Here is a 17,670-nt window from a genome sequence, read left to right as displayed (position 1 = left end):
GTGGCCAAGGGCCCACTCTGCACGAGGTAGGCCGAAGCATCGGACGTGCCCGGGAAGATGCGCCGCGCGTCGGTGCCGCGAGGCATCGGGGCGTTCGGGATGGCCGGATAGGGGGACTGGTTGTCCTTGCTGGTAGCCGAGTAGAAGCGGTCGAGGTAGTCCTCGTAGCCCCTCAGGGTCAGGTCCTCGGCCGGGCCCGCCTCCAGTATCAGTACCTTCTTGCCGGCGTCGCTCAGTCGCGAGGCGATGAGGGCGCCGGAGATCCCGCCGCCGACGATGACGGCGTCATAGAGAACCTCGGCCGCCGCAGCGGGGTCGGTGCGCTTCGCCGCTCCCTCGGGGAACTTCGCGTACATGGGACAGTCACTCCTCCGCTGCCAGGCGCGGCCGGGACCGGTGTGGTGGTGGGGATGGGAGTCGGTCGGCCACAGGTCACACGGCCTCGGCCCGGGCCCGCATGGCGGACAGGTAGGCGGCATAGCTCCACGTCAGGTTGTGGACACTGCGCTCGAAGCCGGTGGTGCCGTCGAACTGCTCGGAGAGCTCCAGGTTGTCACTGTGGTAGATGACGGCCCGCACCATGGCGTCACCGGTCGCCGTCAAGGCGGCGGCGGCTGCCGCCGGGGGCGTCGACGCGTCGATGCCGGACTGGGCGAAGAAGGGGGCGGACAGGTCGTCCACCGGTACCTTGCCACTCGACTTGATCTCGGCGGCCAGCTTGTAGTGCAGCTCAGCGACGTTGCACGTGGAGAGGGCCCAGGGGTGGCCGCCGAGCACCGGGTGCGCGGTGTCACCGTCGTAGACGTCGCCCGGGTAGCGGCCGAACAGCGGCCCGATACCGAACGCTTCCTTGTCGGCCTTGTTGATCGGGTAGAAGGCGATGCCGCCCTCCTCCCACTGCGAGCGCAGTTGGGCCGCTGTGGCCAGCAGTTTGGTGTCGGTGACGGGAAGGGCGCCGTAGACGGCCGACTGGACGATGTCGATGTTCGGGTCGTAACCGCTGACGACCGGATTCTGGGGCGAGGGCTGGGCCCCGTCACCGGGGTCGGCCAGCATGCTCACGTACCTGCTCCCGTCCCAGTGGCCTGCGAGGGCCTGGCGCAGCCATTTGATGGCGGGGCGCAGCGCGGTCGGCTTGTCGATGCCGACGATGGTCGAGGTCTGGATCTCCTCGAAGCAGCGCAGCTGGGCGGAGCGGGCGAAGAAGCTGTACCCGTTGTGCTCCTCCCACAGGTTTGTGGTGGGGTCCTTGTAGACGGCGAGGAGGTAGGCCACGTTCGAGTTCACCAGGTCGACCGCCCGTTTCTGGGTGCCGAGATCGAGCTGGTCGTAGGCGGCCAGGATGGTGATCGTCTGCAAGGCCGGACCGTCGTTCTGCTCGGTCCACGGGCGGGCGTCGCCGGCGATGTTGAAGCAGGCGTGACCCTTGGTCCACGACGGCTGGGTGTTGGAGTGGCAGAGGTCGGCGAACTGCACGTAATCGTTGAGTGTCTGCACCGTCCCACCCGGGCGGGTGGGCATGTCGGCTTTGGCCACCTCCATGGCCGTGATGGCCCCGTCGCGCACCCAGTTGAAGACGTAGTCCTCGTCGATGCCGGGGGTGTCGGCCGGGAAGGACGGGGCGGCGATGATGCAACCCGGCTTCGAGTCCCGGGAAATGTCGCCCGGCGACTGCGGATCGCTGAAGACGAAGCCGTCACTGGCGATGTTCCGGAACATGTACGTATACATGATGGGCACGAGCGACGGTAGATCTACCGCTGCCGGAGCAACGGAGACCTGGACGTCCGTCCGCGCTCGGGAAGTGTCGGCCGGCCGGTTGGTGCGGGCGGGCGTGGTGGTGTTCTCGGACATTGCTGAACTCCCCCGTCATGTTTCGGGCGGAACTATCGGATTCGGGCGGCGCCCTGGGCGCGTGCATCGAAGGGCTTGGAGCCGAGTGCGTCCATGAGTTGCCTGCACGGGGTGCGTGGGCTTCCGGTGCGATCAAGCTGGATGGACCGCGGAAGTGGGTGCAGATTGCTCGTAGGGACTTCGATGGTGTCAGGCGGCGAGTTGGTATCGCTGCTGGTGTCGCCTGGCGCACAGACCTCTGCCGTGTCACCAGCGGTGTGCGGGATCCATCGAGATCGCCGAGTGGGCCGCGGGCGCGTTCCGGTCGACTCGGTCGACCTGGGGCACGCCCTGCCCATCGCCCGTACCGTGGCGGCCGCACGGGTGCGGCAGGCCACTCGTGAGCCACGCGCGTGGAGTGTCCGGGCGGATGCGCGGGCAGTCACGGAACTTCCCCTGACCGGACGAGTTGCGGTGGCCTGAAGGGTCATCAGAACCCGTGCCTGCACACAACTTTCCTGGCGGCGCGCAGGCCCGCGGGACTCCGGCGGTGTCACACGCCTGCCGGGCCGGGCAGGCACACCGACCATGTGGGACTTGTGTTCTCGCCCTGGGGGCGCGGCGAGGAGAATGGCGCACGACAACGCCGTCAGGCCTTCGATGACACTCTGAAACATGTGTCCGAGTCGACGCCATTCCCGTAATCGCGTTAATAGGGAATGCATCCCTTCGTCCCCCCGTTTTCTCGGAAAGCGCGCGATGCGGAAACTTTCCGGTAGCCAGTCCCACAGTGGCTTTTGAGTGAACGGCATGGAGAGATTTTGAAGCAGTCTGAGACGTTGCCGTTCCATGCGATGGATATGCCACTTGGTGTGGCTTTATCTTTGCGTACCGCAGGCTACAACTAGCCGGGTAGGTGCCGCAAGAGGAAATTCCAATGTTGCGCATGAGGTTGGGGTGATCGGATGAAGTTCACTGTTGCATGACTGTGCGCCGAATCCTGATGGTGTGCGAGTGGATCTCCTCAGTTCTGTTTTCCTAATGATCGCGTCACGGGGATATTCAGATCATGAACGAGATCGGATCCGGTGCACGTCCTCGAGCGCATTGCCGCTACGGCCTCGACGTTTCCCGGTGCCGGCCAGGGCCGGGTGCCACCCGCGTGATCCGCGCGGGCTGCCCCACCGCCTGGTTGTGGTGCCGGGGCTGACCGCGTGCGCGGTCCTGGCCGGCGCGACCTCGCTGCCGGTGGTGGGCGAGTGGATCGCCGACGCCCCGGCCCACGTCCTCGAAGCGATCGGCCTGCGGCCCGACCTGGTGATGCCGCAGCGGGACCTGCGCGCCGAGAGCACGATGCGCCGGCTGCTGAAGCAGAAGACGTCGCAGTCCTCGATGCCGCCGACCGGAGGCCTCTCCGTGGCCGCGTTCCATACCGTCTGGAACGGACAATCAGCCGTCACTTACCACCCAGGCAGGCCCGATGCCGCAGTTCGCGCCGGCACTTCCGCCAACACGTGGTGACGGGAAAGCACGGAACGCAGGGACTCGAGTTGCTGGTCAAGGGGGAGTCGGCTGACCACCAGCCCTGCCGCCCACCACTCGCCCACGGCGGGCCTCGATCAGCTTCGATTGACCGACACACCGACGAGGCGTTCCCGGAACTCGAGACATTCGCGGCCCACTTGATCGACATCTGTTGCCCGAACTCGGCATCAACCGTTCTCGCCCCACACCGACGAAGCCGGGACGTGGCCAGGGTCGGGGCCGGGGTATCTGACGTGCGGCGGCCCATGCCGAGCTGGTCACGACGGGGCTGCGCACCGTGACGTGCAGCGGTCGACCGGTGGGCTCTCTCGGCCGATGGCCGATACGGAGTATGGGTCGCGGCGTTGCAGGTCCCGGCGGAGCTGGGGGAGTGCTCGCTGCTCGTTGCGTCGTTAGTCGGCCGACAACTCGAAGCACAACAGCGGGCCGGCCGGCTGGAAGCCCACCGACCAAGCCCTGAGGGGGTTCGCCGACCTGGTCCGTCACCGGCGCGGATGCCTGCTGCGGAGTGGATCCGGCAGGCCGAGCAGGCCGGACCGAACCGATGCAGCGCTTCGGGCCTCTCCGAACTTCTCCGCACCCGCATCCCGGCCCAGGCCGAGCACCGGCCTCAGGAGGACGCGTCATCCTCGTAGGCCCAGGAACGGATAGGGCACGGGTTCATCCTGACGGGCCCGCTCAGTAAAGGAAAGGCACCGACGGGAAACGGCCGAGCCACATCCGCTTGCATCGAGCCCATGGGTTGATCATGTGTGTCGATACCTACGGCCCAAGGCCCCGGCCGGCCACGGCAACAAGGCTTCACGGAACTGCGAACAGAACCATTTTCACATGGCCCCGTCACCTTTCGCCCGGTCGGACCGTCTGGTTCGTCAGCAGCCGCCGCGGTCGAACGGTTGTGTGTGCGACCTTCGACAGCGGGTGTTCGGGACTACGGGTGTCAGCGGAATGGTGCGTTGTTCGATTTTCACGAGTTTGGACGGCACTCTCGCTTCAGCGCGTCGGGGCTATGCGTTGCGGTCATGCCGGGGATCTCGCGCGGACGACGGCTTGGTCGCCTCGGGGTCCGAACAAGTGAAGGATCTCCACGGCGCTCGTGTTCGCCGGACCGAACCAGTGGGGTTCTCTGGTGTCGAACTCTGCGACTTCGCCGGGGCGGAGAATGCATTCGTGGTCTCCGAGGATGAGTCGTAGCTCGCCTGCGAGGACATAGAGCCACTCGTAGCCGTCGTGAGTCACCAGCTTCGGCTCGCGGGGAGCCAGCACGTGCTTGAACACCTGCACCCGGCCCGGGTACTGGGTCAGGGGCACGAGGATGCTGCCGTCACCTCTGCGCAGGGGCTTCAGATGCGCCCGGGGGTCACCGGTGGCCGGTGCGGCCACCAGTTGGTCGAGCGCGACGCGGTGCGCCCGCGCGAGCGGGATGAGCAGGTCCAGGGTCGGGCGCCGTATGCCCGACTCAAGACGGGACAGGGTGCTCACCGAGATCCCGGTCGTGGTGGCCAGCGCCTCCAGCGTGAGGCCTCGGTCCCGGCGCAACATGCGAAGCCGTGGCCCGATGTTGTCGAGGATCTGCTCCAGTTCTGCGTCCACGTGGTTCAGTGTGCGGTTCCTTGCGGTCCTCGCAAAAGCGCTGGTCGGTACTTGTCGGCCTGACTGAGCCTTGCCGGGCAGGTACTCCCGGATGCGAGAGGCGACCAATGACTGCGACGACGACTCACCCAATACCGCCCGCTCTGAGCGTGCGCAGGCGCTGGACGGTGCTGGCCGTCTGCTGCCTGAGTATGTTCCTGGTGGGCCTGGACACCACCATCGTCAACGTGGGCCTGCCGGCCATCGGGCGCGGCCTGAGCGTCGGAACTCGCAGTCTCGAGTGGACCGTCGACGCGTACACCATCGTCCTGGCTGGTCTGCTCATCACCTCCGGCGCGCTGGCGGACCGGTTCGGACGCCGACGGATCTTCCAGTCCGGGTTGGTCGTGTTCGGGGTGGCCTCGCTGCTCTGCGCGATCGCGCCTTCCGTTGGCGCGCTCGTCGCTGCCCGTGCCGTTCAGGGCATCGGCGCCTCGATGCTGAGTCCCGTGGCTCTCGCGATCGTGGTGAACGCGATGCCCGACCCGAGGGAGCGCGCTCAGGCGATTGGCGTCTGGGCGTCTGTTTTCGGGCTCAGCATGGCCGTCGGACCGGTCACGGGTGGCGCTCTCCTCGCGTGGTTCGGCTGGCGGTCACTGTTCTGGATCAACGTCCCGGTCCTCGTGAGTGCCCTGGTGCTCAGCGCGGTGTTCGTGCCCAAGTCCCGGGCGCCGCAGGCGCAGCGGCTCGACGTACCGGGTCAGGTCCTGCTGACCGTGGTCATCGGGGTCTGGGTCGGGGCCCTCATCGAAGGGCCGCGCATCGGCTGGACGTCGCCCGCCGCGCTGACCGCCTATGGGTTCGCTTCCCTCGCGACGGCCGGATTCGTATGTGTCGAGTCTCGCCGACATGCGCCGCTGATGGATCTGCGCCTCTTTCGTAGTCCGGTGTTCAGCAGCGCGGTGCTGGGCGCCGTGGCGGTCTTCGTCGCGCTGAACGTGACGCTGCTGCTCAATACTCTCTACCTGCAAAACACGCGGGGATTCACACCACTTGCCGCCGGAGTGGCGACCCTGCCCATGGCCGTCGGCGCAACGGTCTGCGCACCCTGGTCCGGCCGTCTGGTCGGTCGCATCGGACCGCGGCTGCCGCTGACCCTGGCCGGCGGCTTCATCACGGCAGGCGGACTGTGCCTGGTCGGGCTCGATCGGCACACGAGCGTACCCCTGCTCCTGCTGACCTACCTGCTCATCGGCATCGGGTTCGGCTTCGCCAACGCCCCGCTCACCAACACCGCGGTCAACGGGCTGCCTCCCACCCGAGCCGGCGTGGCCGGGGCGATCACATCCACCGCACGACAATTCGGTTCGGCGCTCGGCATCGCCCTCGGGGGCGGCCTGGTCGCGCATGCCGGCCCGGAGGGGCTCGCACACGCCTCGCACCCGGGCTGGATCGTGGTCGCCGCCTGCGGACTCCTCCTGATCACCACGGCCCATGCACCACGGGCGAAGACATGAAGAAGCGCTGTCGGAACTCATGCATTGTTCGACCCGGATCAGGAAGTGCCTGCTGCTCGAACTGCTGAGAGCTCGTCACACGATCTTGTGGGCGTGCGCTGGTGGGGCGTGGCTTGTAAGAGGATTCCGCCGTTCGTGGGTGTGGGGAGCCGACCGTGGCTCGTGGACGACGACTTGTGGATGCTGATCGAGCCGTTGCTGCCGTCCTGGCCCAGGAAGGCACCAGGTCCGAAGCCCGTGGATGACCGGCTGTGCCTGCAGGGCATCCTGTGCGTGCTCCACAACGACATCAGCTGGCAACTGCTGCCCCTGGAGCTCGGGTTCGGCTCCCGGCAGACCTGCTGGCGCCGGCTGGGTCGATGGCACAAGGCCGGCGTCTTCGAGAAGCTGCACCACATCCTGCTCGCCGAGCTGCACGCTGCAGACGCCGCCGGGCGGGCGCCGGGCGCCCCCTGCGGCCCACATCCCCGATCTCTGTCCGGTTTTGGGATGCGGCGTGCACAACTCGGGGGACAGCGAGACGGGCAGGAGCTTGCCGCTCGTCAGTCAGAAGATTCGTGTGCGGAGGACCTGGGTTGTCGGGGGTCGGGTCTGCGCCGGTGGAGATCCGGGAGGGGTGTCGGATGGCCTTGTCGATCAGCAGCCCGGCGTCGGCACGTGAGTTGGTGTTGGTGTGGCTCCGGTTTGTCCCCCCCCGTCGTCGTAGTACTCCCTGGTTGAGTTGAACACCACGCTGGTGTGCCGCAGAGCAGCATCTGCAGCGTGATCTTCGGGTCGGGTCGGGTCGGGACCCGGCCCGGACCAACATGGCCGGTTACGCGAGGGGCCGTCTCGTTCTCCTCGAACTCGGCGGCGCGCCGCGCGGCCCTGGCAGCCTGTGGCCCGAGCCCTGTTCCGGCTCCCGAACCGCGCAGTCCAAGGACGGAGTGGAGACGAAGCTGGAGAACGAGTTGCGCGAACCGATCCGAGGTCCGGAGGATCTTCCCTGCCACTGAGTGATCCTCTTCGTGCAGAGGGCTCCTGTGAGAGGTGCCGGGGTCAGCGCACGAGGGGGAGGAAGATCGTATCGACGATCTCTTCGAGGACGTGGTCGGGCGCGGGGGCGAAGGTCGTGAGGATCTCGTGGCGCAGCAGGTCGAAGGGGAGGGACTTGATGCGTGCGCTGAGGTGTTCCGGTTTGACCTCGCCGCGGGCGACGGCGCGGTCGAAGAGGACGTCGGCGGTCTTCTCACGTGCTGCGGCGAGGAGGTCGCCGGGGCTGGTGCCGGTCTCCTGGTAGTAGCCGGCCAGGTGCACGTTCATGACGGTGACGAGCTGGACGCGGGTGGCGTTGATCGTCCGCATGAGGGTGAGGACGTCCTCGCGCAGACTGCCGGTGTCGGGGATGTCGACTCGGGACTGCTCGAGGATGTGGGCGATGGCCGCCCGGACGAGTTGGTCGCGGCCCGACCAGCGACGGTAGAGCACGGGCGGGCTGGTGCCCGCGCGCCGAACGACGGCGTCCATGGTGAATCCGGCGTAGCCGTGGTCCGCGAGTTCTTCCCAGGCCGCGTCGAGAAGTGCCTTCTCCAGTGCCGCTCCGCGGCGTCGCTCAGCCATCGATCCCCCTTTGGAAAGGGTTGCCTTTCTTATCGCGACATCCTAGCCTGAGAGCCGCAAGATAAAGCTCTCTATCTTAAGGGCCTGTCCGTGAGCCTTCGCCACGGAACCGCGCCCGCGCTCCCGGACCCCGACCGCATCGGCCCGCCGCATGGCGCCTGGCCTTCGCGGTCACCGTCGGCGCCCTGCCCGGAGAGACGAAGAACCAGATGTCCCTGAGAAAGGAAACCCAGATGTCGATGACGATGGACTACGACGTACTCGTGGTAGGCGCCGGGCCGGTCGGCTTGATGCTCGCCACGGAACTGCGGCTGGTGGGGGTCCGGGTGGTGGTCGTCGAGCGGCGGACTGAGCTCGACACCGCGCCCAAGGCGGGCGCGTTCAACACTGCCTCCGCCGAGGCCTTCGAGCGACGTGGCCTGCTTGCCGCGATGCAGGCCGTGGCGGGGAGGCAGTCGCTGCAGGCCGAGGGGAAGCGGCCGCCTTTCGTCGGGCACTTCGGCGGGATTCAGGTCCCGTCCGGACCAGTCGACGAGCAGGACCCCAGCCTGCGCGGACGTGGCCCGGATTGGTATGTGCCGGTCCCGCAGGCCGAGGTGGAGCGGGTCCTCGGTGAGCGTGCGGCGGAGCTGGGCGTCGAGGTACGGCGCGGGGTCGAGGTCCGTGGCTTCGACGAGGACGATGCCGGTGTCACCGTTCACCTGCACAGCGGGGACCACGTGCGCGCGGCGTGGCTCGTCGGCTGCGACGGAGGCCGCAGCCTGGTTCGCCGGCAAGGGGACTTCGAGTTTCCCGGCACGGACCCGCAGATCACGGTCCGGCATGCGATGGGCACCATCGAGGGGGCGGAGCACCTGGGGCGAGGCTGGCAGCACACTCCCACCGGTGTCTACATCCTCGGGCCGAGCCTGGGCCAGGTGCGCACCGTCGAGCTGGACGGTCCCCCGGCGGACCGCGAAGCGCCGGTCACCGCGGCCGAGATGCAGGCCAGCCTACGGCGCGTCAGCGGCGCCGACGTCCGCATGACCACGCTCACCTTCGGCACGCGCTTCACGGACAACGCGCGGCAGGCGACGACGTACCGGCGCGGTCGCGTGCTGCTCTGCGGCGACGCCGCCCACGTGCACTCACCGTTCAGCGGCCAGGGACTGAACCTGGGAATCGGCGATGCCGTCAATCTCGGCTGGAAGCTCGCCGCCACCGTGCAGGGGCGGGCGCCCGAGGACCTGCTCGACACCTACTCCAGCGAACGGCACCCGATCGGCGCCTGGGTGCTCGACTGGACCCGTGCACAGGTGGCGGTGATGCGCGGCGACGCCTACAGCCGTGCCCTCAGGGATGTGGCCACCGATTTCCTCGGTACACGGGACGGGGCGACCTACTACGTGAAGCGGATCTCCGGTCTGTGGCAGCGCTACGACCTGGGGAACGGCCATCCGCTGGTCGGCATGACGATGCCCAACCTCCGGCTGGATGACGGCACATGGCTCTCCGACCGCACCCATGAGGGCCGGGCCCTGCTCGTCGATCTCGCCGGGGACGACCGGCTGGCAGCCCTGGCCGAGCCGTACACCGGGCGTCTGGAGCTGGTCCGGGGCGGTTCGGACCGCGTCGGGGCGAACGGCCTGCTGGTACGTCCCGACGGCTTCGTAGCGAGGGCGTCTGCCGCCAGTGACCTCGTGGGCCTGGAAGCCGCCATGTCACGCTGGTTGGGGGACGGTACGGGTCGCTCCGACTGACGACGCCGTCCTGCACATGGCGGCGATTGCTGCCGAGGCACTCGCAGCCGGGCTGGACAACCGCATTACCCACACCGGGAAAGCCGTCCTCGTCCTTCACCACGCGTCAGCGTGAGGTTGGAAACGGCTGAGTCAGCTGATGTTGATCATCTTTGCAATGCTCGGTACGCCGCTGGTGTCGAATGCGAAGAGCATGTAACTGCCTGGAAGGGCGATCCCTGGGTCTGTGGGGATGGTGACCGGGTACGTGGTGCCCTGAGGGGCGCTTCGAGGGGCACCGGCGGACAGCGGCACGCGGCGCTGGTCGTTGTCGACCGAGTGCGTCGCCTCGCCGGCGCGTACGAGCACGAAGGATTGCACCGCCTGGTCGGCGGTTACCTGGACGGTGCGGCCGTGCGCCACGGTGTCCGGCGCGTTGGTGATGCTCGGTCGAGGTTTCGGCGAGCCGTCCGGGTTCAGCAGGTAGGGCGGGGTGAAGATCTGACCGTCGGCATGGTTGTTGCTTGGGCCTTCTTTGCAGCCGTCGTTGCCGCACAGGCCCCCGCCGCCGCTGAATACCCGGCCGTCGGGCAGCAGGATGGCCACGCTGTGGTAGTTCCTGGGCACGGCCATCGGCGCCATGGCAGTGAATTTGCCGGTAGCAGGGTCCCACAGTTCCGGGGTCATGGCCGAGTTGCTGTCAGAGAAGGGGACGGCGTGGGACTGGCCGCCGATAGCGAGCACTTTGCCGTCGGGGAGAACGACGCTGTTGCTGAACGCCCTGGCCGACTGCATGTCCCCGGTCCGTGCCACGACGGGGTTTCCCGCGGCGTCTTTCTTGGTGGTGTCGATGGTGTAGGCGCGGTTGCTGGCGTCTGCGTTCTCGTAGGCGGTCGCCCCGCCCAGGGTGAGGATCTTCCCGATGTCGTATGCGACGGCGTTGCCGTTCATCGCGTCGTCGCTGTCGCCGCGCGGTCCCGCGTCGGTGATGGTGCCGTCGTCTCGGGTGTCGATCCAGTGCATCTCCTTGCTCGGGCCCATCTGCAGCACGCGTCCCTCGGAGGTCGCATAGAGCCACTCGTGGTTGTCTGCTCGGTAGACTCCGTCGGGATCTGCGGTGAGTGTGGGCTGTGCCGGTACACCAGGCAGCTTGCGCCAGGTTCCGGTACTGGCCGACCACACTTCTCCGTCCTTGTTGCCCAGCTTGTCTTTCCATGAGCCGCCGATCACGAAGGCGTCGCCATTGGAGAGCAGTGTCATGGCCTGGTAGCCGCGTGGGATGTTCATGTCGGCCGTGGACGACCACATATCGGTCTTCGGGGTGTAGATGCTCGCCTTGGTGTCATCGTTGCCGCCTGTGACCAGGATGCCGCCGTCGGCCAGTCTTGCGATTCCCGGGCAGAACATGTCGTGCTTCGTGTTACTGATGGTGCGTTGGGTCACCTGGCCGGTGGTGAGGTCCATGATCGCCGTTTGGGTGTAGCCGCTGCCGCCAACGAAGTCGTAGGGCTTGAAGGACGACCACGTCAGCAGTTTGTTGTTCGGCAACAGGGCGGCGGCGACAGGAACGAGCGGGAACCCGGTGACCTGGCCCCAGGAACCCACGGTCGAGGGGTCACCCGGAGTCGGCGGTATGCCGGGGTCGCCGAGCAGGTTGATTTCTGCGGCGGAGGTCCATGGTCCGCGGTTGCCGGCCTCGCTCTGGGCGGTCAACCGTATGAACCGGGTCTTTGTGGGCACGAAGCTCAACGTCTTGATGGTCGTGTCATCGGCGAGCGTGCCGGATGCGACGGCGGCGCCGAAGTTCGTCCCATCCAGGCTTGTCGTTATGGTGTAGGCGCCGATGTTGCCGTTGCTGTTTCCGTCCTGGCGGGGCTGGTAGACGAGTGCGGACACCACCTGAGTCTGGTGCATGTCGATGGTGATCCAGTGTGGCAACGGAGCAGGGGTGCCCGACCATTTGCTGTGCCAGATGGTTCCTGGGTTCTTGTCCAGCACGTTGCTGGGCTTGTTGTCGCCCTCCTCGTCGCTGGCGGACGCGGTGAATCCGGTCGTGTCCAGGGTCGGGGGAGGTGGCACCGTCGCAGCGAGCGGCACCATCACGTGACGCGCGTCCCGGGAACGATGAGGGTCACCGAACAACGTCGAGGATGATGTGTTGCCGTACCCAACGGGGACGAGAGAGGGAATGACCGCGCACGCGGCGACCATGAAAAGGGGCGTACGCATACACCTTCGATGAAGGGGCGATCGAACAGACCGCATTCCACACCCTTTCGTTCAGGGACAGAAATCGGGTCCGAATTCTGCTGATGGTGGCAAGTGTGATTCAAGGATCCATATCATCATTGGACACACCGGATTACCCCAAGGGTGGAGCGGAGCAGGATACGAAGCTGATTACGGTGATGAACAGGGATGGATCCGCGCACAGAAACCCCCTTGCAGGAAAAGGGAATTGGATTGACTCTCACGAGTGACACTCGTGAGCCCGATACTGACAAGTAACCGCACCTGAACGCCTTGCATATCTCCGGTACGAGCGTCAGCCGCTCGCCGGGCCTGCACATCGCCGACCATCGCCTGACCAGTGGTACAGGGGGCGCCCGCAGCATGGAAAGCCATGTTCCGCCCCCAGCAGCGAGGAATATTCGTCCGCGCCGGTGTTGTCGGTGTGCAGCGTTCACTGGGTGCCTTTCGAGTGATCCGGCTGCGGGCCCATCGACCCATGAGCTCTCCCGGAAGCACGCCCGGCCGCCGGCATGTACCCACGCATGACCGCCCTCTGTCCACCGTGCGGCGTGGCTGTTGCCGACCGCAACTCGAATGCGGTGGCTCCGGGGGTCCGCTGCCCACAAGGTCTGCCATCAAGGGGTGCCATCAGGGGGTGCCGCTTCATCAGCAGAGCTCAGGCTCGGGGTGTCGCCGGCTGACGGGCTGGTGGCGGCCCCGGCAGGGTGGACTGCGGGCCGACCGGATCGCCGTCTTGTCGGGGCCCCAGCAGCTCCCTGCTGGGTGTCGGCCGCCGTACGCGGACACCGTGCGGGTGTGCACCAGCAGTGGCGACGTCCATCGAGTGGTGAACGCCGCCGCCCGGGCGGGAATGCTGCCATGGTCGTGGGCGGCTACGCGAACCTCTTGGCGGAAGAGCGGTGGTCGCGCGGGTGCTGCGGCAGCGCCGCCGGCACGGACGGCGTCGAATACCTCGTGATGGAGGCTTCGCAAGCCAGAAGTGTCAAAGGCATTACCCCGAAAGCCGTACGCGGCCGCCACCGCGGTTGTGGAACCGGCCGCCAGGTGCACCAAAGGCCTCGTCAGTGGCCGTTCTACGCGGAGGCGCACCGGTCCCACCATCGAACAACCCGCCCGGCGCAGTGCCACCGGTCTGAACCTATTCGGGGAAGCACAAACGCCACGGCCCGCACTTCCTCGCGCTCACCGACGAACGCGGACGCCTGATCTGGATCTCCGCCGCGAGGCCCGGGCGCACCCACGACATCACCGCCGCCCGCCACGACCACATCGTCGAGCACCCTGAAAGCCGCCGGCCTCGGCGTCCTGGCCGACCTGGGCTTCCTCGGCCTCGACAAGGACTGCAACGACCAAGTCGTCGTCACCGGCTACAAGGCCACCCGCGCCCGCAAGCTCACCACCGGCCAGAAGACCGCCAACCGGATCATCGCCGTCGGCCGCGCCCCCGTCGAGCACGGCTTCGGGCACCTGAAGACCTGGCGCATCCTCACCAAACTCCGCCCGAGCCCCGCCCGCGCCACCAACCTGCTCCGCGCCCTGCTCGTCCTGACGAACCTCGAACTCGACCGCTGACAGACGATCAAGACCGAAGACAGCCGCCCACGACCAGCACGAGCACCCACGAACCTCGCCACACCAGCAGCCGCACCAGCGAAAACCAGGATGGTGGATCTTCAGTGAAGATCCGACTGGACCTCGGTCAGTCGATGCCTTCGACGATGCGGAAGTCGCGCTCGACGCCGTCGGAGAGGGCGGCCAGCGCCTCCTGGTAGGCCGCACTCTCGCGCGCCGCGACGGCCTGCTCGAAGCTGTCGAACTCGATCAGGATGGTGCGCTCGGCGATTCCGGCGTCATGCGCCACGACCCGACCGCCACGGACGAGGACCCGACCGCCCCCGGCCTTGACGGCCGGACCGGCCAGTTTGTTGTAAGCAGCCAGCTTCTCAGGGTCTGAAATGGTGCGGTAGACGCTGACCCAGTAGCCCTTGGGCATGGAACCTCCTGTGTTGGGATGAGTGCATCTGACTTACGGGTTGGTCTCGGACGAGCGTCGGCGGGCGAGAGCGAGGCTTGTCAGCGTCGTGATCGCCATGGCGCCGACGCCGACCAGCGCCGCGGTGGTGTAGGCGCTGTCGTCGGGGAAGAGGTGGCCGGGGCCGGTGCCCGCGGCGAGGATCAGGCCGCCGATGGCACTGCCCAGGGAGTACCCGACGCTGCGGACGACGTAGTTGAAGCTCATGGCGCTCGACGTCTCGCTCTTGGGGGTGACGGCCAGGATGACGCCGGGCATCGCGGCCGAGAAGCCGCCGACGCCGAAGCCGAGCACGCCCATCGCCGCGAACAGTTCGGCCAGGTCCGACCGGGCCGCCGCGAACAGGGCGAACCCGCCGCCGGTCACGACGGCGCTGCCGGCCAGGAGCAGGGGGTCGGCGATCCGCGTCCGGACCCGCGGCGCGAGCTTGCCGGCGACGAACCCCAGCACCGAGAACGGGATGAGGACCAGCCCGGCGACGAAGGTCGTCAGCCCGAAGCCGTAGCCGGCGCCGTGCGGCGTCTGCGCGTACCGGGTGATGAGCGTGAGCAGGAGGTACATGCCGATCCCGCCGACGAACATGGCGAGGTTCGCCCCGGCGACCGCCGGGTGCCGCACCGCCCGCACATCGACCAGGGGCGTCGTGCTGCGCAGCTCGATGACGGCCCAGACGCAGAGCAGCACCACCGCGACGACGGCGAGGCCCGCCGCCACGGCGAGGTGCCGGCTCCACAGATTCCGTTCGCCGGCGAGGAACAGCACCAGGAGCAGCGCAGCGGCCAGGACGATCGCGCCTGCCACGTCCACGTGGGCGGAGCGGCCTTCGGGGGCTTCGGGCATGGAGCGCCACGCGGTCAGGAGGGCGGCGGCGGTGACGACCAGGCCGAGGCCGTAGGCGGCCCGTACCCCGCCGAGCTCGGCGAGCAGTGCGGCCAGCGGGTAGCCGACGCCGGCCCCGATGATCGAGACCACCGAGATCAGGGCGATCACGGCCGCGCTGCGCTCCTCGGGGAGGTGGTCCCGGGCCACGCCCATCATCAGCGCGGTCAGCCCGAGCCCGACGCCCTGGGCCGCCCTGCCGGCCAGCAGCCACGCGAACGGCAGCGGCAGCACGGTGAGCGTGCTGCCGGCGACGACGACCGCCAGCGTGGTGAGGATCGTGGCCCGCCGGTGCGGGCCGGCTCCGAGCCGGCCCAGGACCGGCGTGGCGACGGCGCCGCTGAGCAGCGCGACGGTCAGCGTCCACTGCGCGCTGCCGAGCGAGACGTGGAACGAGGTCGCCACGCTGGTGATGAGCGGCGTCCCGAGGCTGGCGACCGCCGCCACGACCAGAGCGATGAACATCAGGGCGGGGACCAGCAGCCGCGCCTCGGAACGCGCCACCGGGAACGCCTTCACCGCGACCCCGCCGACCGGCTGCCCGGTCACTGCTTCGGCCCTTCGCGGTCCTGGCTTTCGAGCTCTGCCAGCTGCTTCAGCGCCGGAAGGGCCGCCACCAGCGCCTCGACCTCTTCGCCGGTGAGCTCGCCGATCAACCGCTCGAACGCGTGAACGCCCGCCTGGCGCCGCGTCCGGACATAGGAGGCGCCGGCCTCGGTCAGGCACACCAGCGTGACCCGCTTGTCGGACGCGTCGCCCCGCCGCTCGACCAGGCCGGACTCCTCCATCACCCGGACCAGGGCGGTCATCGCGGGCTGGGTGACGCCCTCGACCGCGGCCAGATCGGTGATGCGCCGCGGACCGGTCCGGTCCAGGGTGGCCAGGGTGGCGGCGGACGTCAGGCTCATGTCCCGGGGCAGGCGTCTCGCGGCCCTGGTGGCCAGGCCGTAGAGGGCTGCCCCGATGGCGGCGGACGCGCCAGGAGCGATGTCTTGACGACTCATGCTCGAAGCATAGCATTTTTATATTCATAGTTTATGGAAAGGGGCGACTGGCGCGGGCGGCCTCGACCGCTGGGAGCCGGTGACGTCTCAGTTGATCAGCAACCAGTTGACGACGGGCACGACCAGGCGACGACCAGGGCCACCGGTATGAGGAGACCGATCAGCCGGTCATTCGCGCGCTGACGGCGCTTGCCCGGCCTTGCGGGTGCGCCGCTGCGCCGGCGGGCGCCTGGCCGCCGGCGCCCGGCCTTTGCGCGCGCCTGTGGCTCATCGGCCGGCCTGCGTGACGCCGTCCGCGAGCTGCCCCAGGATGTCCAGGCTTCCCCGGTCGGCCGGGGTAGGTGCGATCAGGACGCCCAGTGCCAGGACGTTGACAACGGTCAGCTTCTCGTCGAAGCGGCTGCGAGCCTCCGTACGCCGCCGCAGCCGCCACACGACGATGGCTGTGGGTAGCACCGCCAGGTTGATGGTTCAGTACCCGTCCCAATTGCCCCCCAACTACCCCCACCGACCGGCCATCACTGTCCGGGGACGACAGGACGTCACCCCAGCCTGCTTGTGTAGCCGGGCCTCGGTGATGTGGCAGGCGGGTTGCCGACGAATGACACGAAGCCGTCGGACCTGGCTGAATACCGCACGGCCGGACCATCAGCGAAACCCGTCCTACAGGACGGCAACCGTCTCCTCGTCGCCGTACCTGAACCCGTCGTTGTCGAAGTAGAAGACGGTGACCTTGACCTTGTCCCCCTTGTCGAAGTGCATGCCTGCGGCCGGGCGCATGGTCACCAGCGCGACATGGTCGTTGTAGTCGCAGACCAGCTGGTCCTTCTTGACCGTGCCCGCAGCGATGCGCTGGTCGTGGGGGCCGTGGTTGAGCGTCGTCGCGTTGGCCACGAGTTCGTGGTCCATGCCGACGTCGCAGGAGTAGGTGACCTTCACCTGCAGGCCGGGGGTGTGCAGCGACACCTCGTCGATGGACAGCAGGTTGGCCTTGGCCGCCGCCGAAGGCGCGGTCGCCAGGGCGCCGGCACCGATCAGAAGAACGGTGGCTGCGGTTCCGGCGACGCGTCGGCGGAGACGGGATGACGTCATCTTGGTTTCTACCTTCCCCCTTGCGCGGTCACCCTTGGTCGAGGTGTGGAGAATTCTCCAACTAAGCGGGCAACTGCGGCAGTTGGTTAATTCGACTTGGATGTTACGTGATCTTTGAGTGATTGCGGCATTGGATTGCCGACGACGCCTCGTGAGGAATGCCGCATCCTGCCGGATGAACCACTTCCGGCAAGACATCGTCGGCAGCCGGGCACCGACTAGGTGTATTGACCTGAAGCGTTGTTGACGCGGCTGATCGGTGGTTGGCCGCCGAGTGCGGTGTGGCAGCGGTGGTGGTTGTAGGTGTGCAGGAAGTCTGCCAGGGCGGCCGTGCGTTCGTCGTTGCTGGCGTAGGGCCGCAGGTAGGCCCACTCGTCGAGCAGGGTGCGGTTGAAGCGTTCGACCTTGCCATTGGTCTGCGGTCGGTAGATGCGGGTGAGCTTGCCGGCCGCGCCGAGGTCGGCCAGTGCCTGCCGCCAGGCGAAGCTCTTGCGGTAGGGCCAGGCGTTGTCCGTCAGGACGCGCTCGATCCGGTCGATGCCGCAGGTGGCGAAGAAGGCTGCGGCCCGGCTCAGGAAGGCCGCGCAGGTCGCGGCCTTCTCGTCGCTGAGGACTTCGCTGTAGGC

15 protein-coding genes and 1 pseudogene are annotated in these 17,670 nt (G+C 67.7%); 5 read left to right on the top strand and 11 right to left on the bottom strand.

Annotation, left to right across the window (positions count from 1 at the left end; genetic code table 11):
- Together ABT288_RS45360 and ABT288_RS45355 are read right to left on the bottom strand one after the other, a co-directional pair.
- Positions 1 to 356, bottom strand: a 356-nt coding sequence (locus ABT288_RS45360) for an NAD(P)-binding protein (RefSeq protein ID WP_351621522.1), incomplete at its 3' end; no start/stop codon positions are given.
- 76 nt (positions 357 to 432) lie between these two features.
- Complete coding sequence (locus tag ABT288_RS45355; protein ID WP_351621538.1) at positions 433 to 1,731, bottom strand: glycoside hydrolase family 15 protein; 1,299 nt, start codon at positions 1,729 to 1,731, stop codon at positions 433 to 435.
- 1,299 nt (positions 1,732 to 3,030) lie between these two features.
- On the opposite strand from ABT288_RS45355, the gene ABT288_RS45350 reads away from it, so the two are divergent.
- Positions 3,031 to 3,354, top strand: a complete 324-nt coding sequence (locus tag ABT288_RS45350) for a hypothetical protein (protein WP_351621519.1) — start codon at positions 3,031 to 3,033, stop codon at positions 3,352 to 3,354.
- A 1,044-nt stretch (positions 3,355 to 4,398) separates the two neighbouring features.
- Here the strand turns inward: ABT288_RS45350 and ABT288_RS45345 are convergent.
- A complete protein-coding gene (locus ABT288_RS45345) occupies positions 4,399 to 4,971 on the bottom strand; it encodes a helix-turn-helix domain-containing protein (protein WP_351621516.1) in 573 nt (190 codons plus the stop codon).
- A gap of 107 nt (positions 4,972 to 5,078) precedes the next feature.
- Here ABT288_RS45345 and ABT288_RS45340 point away from each other — a divergent pair, with 107 nt between their 5' ends.
- Complete coding sequence (locus ABT288_RS45340; RefSeq protein WP_351621536.1) at positions 5,079 to 6,467, top strand: MFS transporter; 1,389 nt, start codon at positions 5,079 to 5,081, stop codon at positions 6,465 to 6,467.
- Between the two features lie 141 nt (positions 6,468 to 6,608).
- A pseudogene (locus ABT288_RS50440) lies at positions 6,609 to 6,890 on the top strand (transposase); the annotation flags it as partial.
- Positions 6,891 to 7,505: 615 nt separating this feature from the next.
- Here the strand turns inward: ABT288_RS50440 and ABT288_RS45330 are convergent.
- Positions 7,506 to 8,066, bottom strand: a complete 561-nt coding sequence (locus tag ABT288_RS45330; RefSeq protein ID WP_351621513.1) for a TetR/AcrR family transcriptional regulator — start codon at positions 8,064 to 8,066, stop codon at positions 7,506 to 7,508.
- A 233-nt stretch (positions 8,067 to 8,299) separates the two neighbouring features.
- Here ABT288_RS45330 and ABT288_RS45325 point away from each other — a divergent pair, with 233 nt between their 5' ends.
- Positions 8,300 to 9,805, top strand: coding sequence for an FAD-dependent monooxygenase (locus tag ABT288_RS45325; RefSeq protein ID WP_351621510.1), 1,506 nt, complete (start codon positions 8,300 to 8,302; stop codon positions 9,803 to 9,805).
- Between the two features lie 132 nt (positions 9,806 to 9,937).
- Here ABT288_RS45325 and ABT288_RS45320 read toward each other — a convergent pair whose 3' ends face one another.
- The gene (locus ABT288_RS45320) at positions 9,938 to 11,884 is read right to left on the bottom strand and encodes a galactose oxidase family protein (RefSeq protein ID WP_351621531.1); all 1,947 of its coding nucleotides are present in this window, start codon (positions 11,882 to 11,884) and stop codon (positions 9,938 to 9,940) included.
- A gap of 1,434 nt (positions 11,885 to 13,318) precedes the next feature.
- On the opposite strand from ABT288_RS45320, the gene ABT288_RS45315 reads away from it, so the two are divergent.
- Positions 13,319 to 13,609 (top strand): transposase family protein, encoded by a 291-nt coding sequence (locus tag ABT288_RS45315; RefSeq protein WP_351621528.1) that lies wholly within the window; start codon positions 13,319 to 13,321, stop codon positions 13,607 to 13,609.
- 127 nt (positions 13,610 to 13,736) lie between these two features.
- Here ABT288_RS45315 and ABT288_RS45310 read toward each other — a convergent pair whose 3' ends face one another.
- The 6 genes from ABT288_RS45310 to ABT288_RS45285 form a co-directional block, all read right to left on the bottom strand.
- On the bottom strand, positions 13,737 to 14,030 hold the full coding sequence (locus tag ABT288_RS45310; protein WP_351621507.1) for a DUF1330 domain-containing protein: 294 nt from the start codon (positions 14,028 to 14,030) through the stop codon (positions 13,737 to 13,739).
- A gap of 33 nt (positions 14,031 to 14,063) precedes the next feature.
- Positions 14,064 to 15,497, bottom strand: a complete 1,434-nt coding sequence (locus ABT288_RS45305) for an MFS transporter (RefSeq protein WP_351621504.1) — start codon at positions 15,495 to 15,497, stop codon at positions 14,064 to 14,066.
- Entirely contained in the window at positions 15,494 to 15,856 is a 363-nt protein-coding gene (locus tag ABT288_RS45300) for a MarR family winged helix-turn-helix transcriptional regulator (protein ID WP_351621525.1), read from the bottom strand. Before ABT288_RS45300 ends, ABT288_RS45305 begins: the two co-directional genes overlap by 4 nt.
- Before the next feature lie 363 nt (positions 15,857 to 16,219).
- Positions 16,220 to 16,408, bottom strand: coding sequence for a hypothetical protein (locus ABT288_RS45295; RefSeq protein ID WP_351621501.1), 189 nt, complete (start codon positions 16,406 to 16,408; stop codon positions 16,220 to 16,222).
- A gap of 207 nt (positions 16,409 to 16,615) precedes the next feature.
- Entirely contained in the window at positions 16,616 to 17,044 is a 429-nt protein-coding gene (locus ABT288_RS45290; RefSeq protein WP_351621498.1) for a hypothetical protein, read from the bottom strand.
- A 218-nt stretch (positions 17,045 to 17,262) separates the two neighbouring features.
- Positions 17,263 to 17,670, bottom strand: a 408-nt coding sequence (locus ABT288_RS45285) for an integrase core domain-containing protein (RefSeq protein ID WP_351621495.1), incomplete at its 5' end; no start/stop codon positions are given.

It is taken from the genome of Streptomyces sp. NPDC001093, assembly GCF_040298985.1.
Classification (GTDB): Bacteria; Actinomycetota; Actinomycetes; order Streptomycetales; family Streptomycetaceae; genus Streptomyces.
Note: the sequence above shows the minus strand (reverse complement) of the source record. Positions and strands in the feature narration are given on the sequence as shown.

Coding starts and splice junctions, on each gene's coding strand:
- ABT288_RS45290 (WP_351621498.1), bottom strand. CDS start 17,044: ATGACGTCATCCCGTCTCCGCCGACGCGTCGCCGGAACCGCAGCCACC.
- ABT288_RS45340 (WP_351621536.1), top strand. CDS start 5,079: ATGACTGCGACGACGACTCACCCAATACCGCCCGCTCTGAGCGTGCGC.
- ABT288_RS45300 (WP_351621525.1), bottom strand. CDS start 15,856: ATGAGCCTGACGTCCGCCGCCACCCTGGCCACCCTGGACCGGACCGGT.
- ABT288_RS45310 (WP_351621507.1), bottom strand. CDS start 14,030: ATGCCCAAGGGCTACTGGGTCAGCGTCTACCGCACCATTTCAGACCCT.
- ABT288_RS45325 (WP_351621510.1), top strand. CDS start 8,300: ATGTCGATGACGATGGACTACGACGTACTCGTGGTAGGCGCCGGGCCG.
- ABT288_RS45320 (WP_351621531.1), bottom strand. CDS start 11,884: ATGGTGCCGCTCGCTGCGACGGTGCCACCTCCCCCGACCCTGGACACG.
- ABT288_RS45355 (WP_351621538.1), bottom strand. CDS start 1,731: ATGTATACGTACATGTTCCGGAACATCGCCAGTGACGGCTTCGTCTTC.
- ABT288_RS45330 (WP_351621513.1), bottom strand. CDS start 8,066: ATGGCTGAGCGACGCCGCGGAGCGGCACTGGAGAAGGCACTTCTCGAC.